Origin of the sequence: Clostridium sp. 19966, from assembly GCF_032335695.1 — a bacterium.
Taxonomy (GTDB): Bacteria; Bacillota; Clostridia; order Clostridiales; family Clostridiaceae; genus JACTOJ01.
This window is the reverse complement of the sequence record NZ_JACTOJ010000069.1, coordinates 1-3,852: the sequence shown is the minus strand read 5'-3', so window position 1 is coordinate 3,852 and position 3,852 is coordinate 1. Positions and strand designations below refer to the sequence as shown.

At 30.1% G+C, this 3,852-nt stretch carries 5 protein-coding genes and 2 rRNA genes; 4 read left to right on the top strand and 3 right to left on the bottom strand.

Annotated elements, in window-relative coordinates; genetic code table 11:
• Positions 1-111, top strand: a 5S ribosomal RNA gene (rrf, locus tag IAI10_RS24475); the annotation flags it as partial.
• 37 nt (positions 112-148) lie between these two features.
• Here rrf and IAI10_RS24470 read toward each other — a convergent pair.
• Positions 149-757, bottom strand: a complete 609-nt coding sequence (locus tag IAI10_RS24470) for a LysE family transporter (protein ID WP_315675929.1) — start codon at positions 755-757, stop codon at positions 149-151.
• A gap of 9 nt (positions 758-766) precedes the next feature.
• Positions 767-1,207, bottom strand: a complete 441-nt coding sequence (locus tag IAI10_RS24465; protein WP_315675928.1) for an Lrp/AsnC family transcriptional regulator — start codon at positions 1,205-1,207, stop codon at positions 767-769.
• Between the two features lie 259 nt (positions 1,208-1,466).
• Here IAI10_RS24465 and IAI10_RS24460 point away from each other — a divergent pair, with 259 nt between their 5' ends.
• Together IAI10_RS24460 and IAI10_RS24455 are read left to right on the top strand one after the other, a co-directional pair.
• On the top strand, positions 1,467-1,922 hold the full coding sequence (locus IAI10_RS24460; protein ID WP_315675927.1) for a GNAT family N-acetyltransferase: 456 nt from the start codon (positions 1,467-1,469) through the stop codon (positions 1,920-1,922).
• Between the two features lie 103 nt (positions 1,923-2,025).
• Positions 2,026-2,448, top strand: a complete 423-nt coding sequence (locus IAI10_RS24455; RefSeq protein WP_315675926.1) for a GNAT family N-acetyltransferase — start codon at positions 2,026-2,028, stop codon at positions 2,446-2,448.
• 89 nt (positions 2,449-2,537) lie between these two features.
• Here the strand turns inward: IAI10_RS24455 and IAI10_RS24450 are convergent, their stop codons facing one another.
• Positions 2,538-3,257, bottom strand: a complete 720-nt coding sequence (locus tag IAI10_RS24450; protein ID WP_315675925.1) for a metallophosphoesterase family protein — start codon at positions 3,255-3,257, stop codon at positions 2,538-2,540.
• A 488-nt stretch (positions 3,258-3,745) separates the two neighbouring features.
• Between IAI10_RS24450 and IAI10_RS24445 the strand changes: the two genes are divergently transcribed.
• Positions 3,746-3,852 (top strand): 16S ribosomal RNA (locus tag IAI10_RS24445); the annotation flags it as partial.

Genomic DNA, 3,852 nt, shown 5'->3' with positions numbered 1-3,852 from the left:
GATTATGGAACAGCTGCTACACCCGTTCCCATTCCGAACACGATGGTTAAACGCTGTATCGCCGAGAGTACTGCCCGGGTGACTGGGTGGGAGGGTAGGATGTTGCCAGGTTAAAAACTGCTAAGAATAACTTAGCAGTTTTTTTGTTTTATTCAGAACCTTTTATTAATGTTTTTATGCCAAAATACATTAATAAAAATCCTGCTGCTATATTCATAATTTCAATTGTTGTTTTGGATAAGAAAACATGAACAAAGCTTCCTATAAAACAGACAATAGTAAGAAATGTTAATGTAGATAGTACAGCTCCTAATCCAAAAGCATACATGCTTTTTCGGTTCATATCTTCTTTTAAAAGCTTACCTGAAAATACTCCAGCCCAAAAGATAATAGTAAGAGGATTGGAACTGGTTAAAATAACAGCTTTAAAAAACATATTATTGCTGCTGCTATTGGAAATACTTAAACTGGGTAATATATTTATAGAAAATTGAGCTAAAATCGCCGATAGCCCGAAGATAAACAATATGATAGAAGCAGTTATTTTAAGTAATATTTTTATATTCTTACGGCTGACTATAGATCCTATACCCCAAATAGCGGATAAAATAAAAACACCATCTACTAAGGCTGTACCCAAAACACCTGTCTCACTAATATAAAATCCCTTAGAGGAGGACATCTGAAATATAAAAATACAAACAGGTCCTATCATAAATTGAAGAAGCATTCCAAATTTAAATCCTTTAATAACCATAGAAACCTCTTAAATATTAATATTTTCTTTGAGACAAGAAAGGGTGATTATAGTATTGGATTTAAGCACGCCTTTTATTTTTTTTAATTGATTTGTTAAAAAATCTTCAAGACATTTAGTATCTTCTACGAGCACTTTAAGTAAATAGTCATATTCTCCAGCCACATGATAACATTCAAGTACGGATTTATGTTTTATGATAGTATTTCGAAAAAAATCTATGCTTTCTGTTTTGTCTATGTTTACAAAAATGAAAGCTAGAAGCTTATAATTAGTATTTTCTCTATTAATTTTTATAGTGTATTTTTCAATTATATTTCTTTCTTCCATTTTCCGTATTCTTTCAGCTACTGCAGGCATAGATAAGTTTACCTTTTTACTAATTTGCGAGGTGCTTTCCCTGCTATTAGCTTTTAAAATATCAAGAATATTAGAATCAATTTTATCCATTATAGTATTTCACTCCATTCACAACTTTAAAAAACAACTTTATATATTAATGATATTTTATAAATAATATTATTATAAGTAAATGATTTTTAAAAACACCTTAAATTATTAAGCATTTTATAATATAAACTTTTAAAATTAAACTATAAATGATATGGTTGCATGTAGTTGCATTTTGTAATAAGATTGGAACGTAATGGATATAAAACTAATGCTGTTAAAATTTACAAAATAATTTAATAGATTGAAGGATGTATTTATGATTAACTTTGAAAAGGCAACAGATATTGACGCAGAAATTCTTACGGAAATTCAGATGAAGGCTTTTGATTATGATGTTAAAATTTGTGGAGATGGACCTCCTGGATATGACTCTCAAGAACATCAAATAAAAGCTATAAATAAATACATATATTATAAAATAGTATATGAAGATATAATAATTGGAGGGTTTTATATCAGAAATGAAGGAAATGGAATTTATGAATTAGTTAGGATATTTATAAATCCTCTATATCAAGGCAGGGGGATTGGCAAAAAGGCATTACATCATATTGAAAATATGTTTGAGGATTTAAGAGAAATCCTATTAGAAACTCCAAGCTTTAATATAAAAAATCATGCTTTTTATGAAGGAATGGGATATGTAAAAATAGGTGAAATTAAATATGGTGAGGATTGTTTTTCATATAAATATAGAAAAGTCCTGAAATAAAGCTGTGTAATTGCATGGTATGTGGAGCTTTTGAAATAGAGTATTATATAATATAATTCATTTTAAAACAGAGCCTAAAAGTTGTATTTTTGGGGGGATAGCCATGGATTATGTTATTAAAGAAAGCGATGATAGAAGCTCAGAATTTATTGTTGATAATTTAGTAGAATACAATTTGTCAAAGGTTAAATTAACTCAAAAGGAACCGTTTATATGGATTAATAGAATAATTGAAGATACTAATGGGAATATAGTGGCAGGAATTATTAGCAAGATGTATTGCTGGAATTGTTTATACATAGACTCATTATGGGTAAAAGAAGAACATAGAAAAAATGGATTTGGAAGTCAGCTATTAAGGGAAGTTGAAAAAACAGCGATAGAAAATAATTGCTCATTAATTCATTTAGATACGTTTGATTTTCAAGCTTTAGATTTTTATACCAATCATGGGTATAGTGTGTTTGGTATATTAGAGGATTGTCCCAATGGACATAAAAGATATTTTATGAAAAAGAATATATGAAAGTTCACAATTATAAAATTTTCAGTAATGGAAGAACCATGCATGAATTAGAAGATAAACCCTCAAACTGTGCATGGTTTTAATCGTAATTATTTATCGAAAACTTCACCAGTACGTAACTCATATATAAATTTTTCTAAATTAGGCACATTAGCAGCCTGTGCTTCTTCAATAGCTTTTTCTTTATCATAGGGAACCCTAATAATAGACATAGAAAGGCTTGTACTGATTGCAGAGCCATATTCACCTTCTATAATTGAGTAAGTTGCATCAGTAGTCCTTAATGGGACACCTACGCTGCCTACATTAATTATTGTTTTTTCATTGAAGTTTTGAATGTAAGCTACATGTATATCGCCATATACTAATACATCACATTCCTTACTTTTATTATCTGGTGGAACAAACAGTGATAATTTTTCTTCAACACTTGCGGTAAATCTAACTCTTCCGAATACATCGCTTGGAGCCGCATGACATAGCCTTATTAATCTGCCGCTCATATAGAAATCCCTATATAGAGGCAATTGTGCCAGATATTCTAATTGATCTTTTCGCAATCTGGAATTATTCCATTGAAGAAAGTCTCCATCATTTACTTCAGCAATAAGGTAGTCCCAGTTACCTTTAATTACGCATTCACAGTTATTTTTAATAATATCCACTGCCAATTCTGGACTAGCACCTTTCCCAGCTAAATCTCCTAGACACATAATTCTTTTAATATTACGTTTTTTTATGTCAGAAAGTACTGCCTCTAGAGCTGGTATATTTGCATGAATATCTGAGATCAAAGCTATTTTGTCCATATAAAACCTCCGTAAATTCATTTTACAATGATTGAACTATAGCATTTATTATATACTTTATATAGAAATAAACCAATATACACTCAATTTAGTAACTCAATATTCAGATAAAAAGCATATACTGACTCGGGCGTATCAATATACGAAAAAGTTCAAAAAAAGCAGAAAAAGAGAGTATATAATAATTAATACGTATATATGAGTAATATAGAAGCATATGTATATAATGAACCGTGGTACTATATCTAAGTCGCAACTGACAAGTATAAAAATTGAAAAGTAGAAAATACTAAATCAATAAAAAACTTGAAAAAAAGTTGTTGACAGATTATCAGTAAAATGATAATATATAAAAGCTGCATGAATGCAGTAAGGTCTTTGAAAATTGAACAGAAGGAAAAATATCAATTCTTTGATATAAAGTAAATTCAGCGAATCTCGAAAGAGATTAGTACAATTAGTAATGAGCAATTCAAGCTTAAAATTTTTAAATTGAGAGTTTGATCCTGGCTCAGGACGAACGCTGGCGGCGTGCCTAACACATGCAAGTCGAGCGAGGAACTTCGGTTCCTAGCGGCGGACGGGTGAGTAACAC

What these genes read in the sequence shown, in the direction of transcription:
- IAI10_RS24470 (WP_315675929.1), bottom strand. Translation starts at nt 757, where the DNA reads ATGGTTATTAAAGGATTTAAATTTGGAATGCTTCTTCAATTTATGATA.
- IAI10_RS24465 (WP_315675928.1), bottom strand. Translation starts at nt 1,207, where the DNA reads ATGGATAAAATTGATTCTAATATTCTTGATATTTTAAAAGCTAATAGC.
- IAI10_RS24460 (WP_315675927.1), top strand. Translation starts at nt 1,467, where the DNA reads ATGATTAACTTTGAAAAGGCAACAGATATTGACGCAGAAATTCTTACG.
- IAI10_RS24455 (WP_315675926.1), top strand. Translation starts at nt 2,026, where the DNA reads ATGGATTATGTTATTAAAGAAAGCGATGATAGAAGCTCAGAATTTATT.
- IAI10_RS24450 (WP_315675925.1), bottom strand. Translation starts at nt 3,257, where the DNA reads ATGGACAAAATAGCTTTGATCTCAGATATTCATGCAAATATACCAGCT.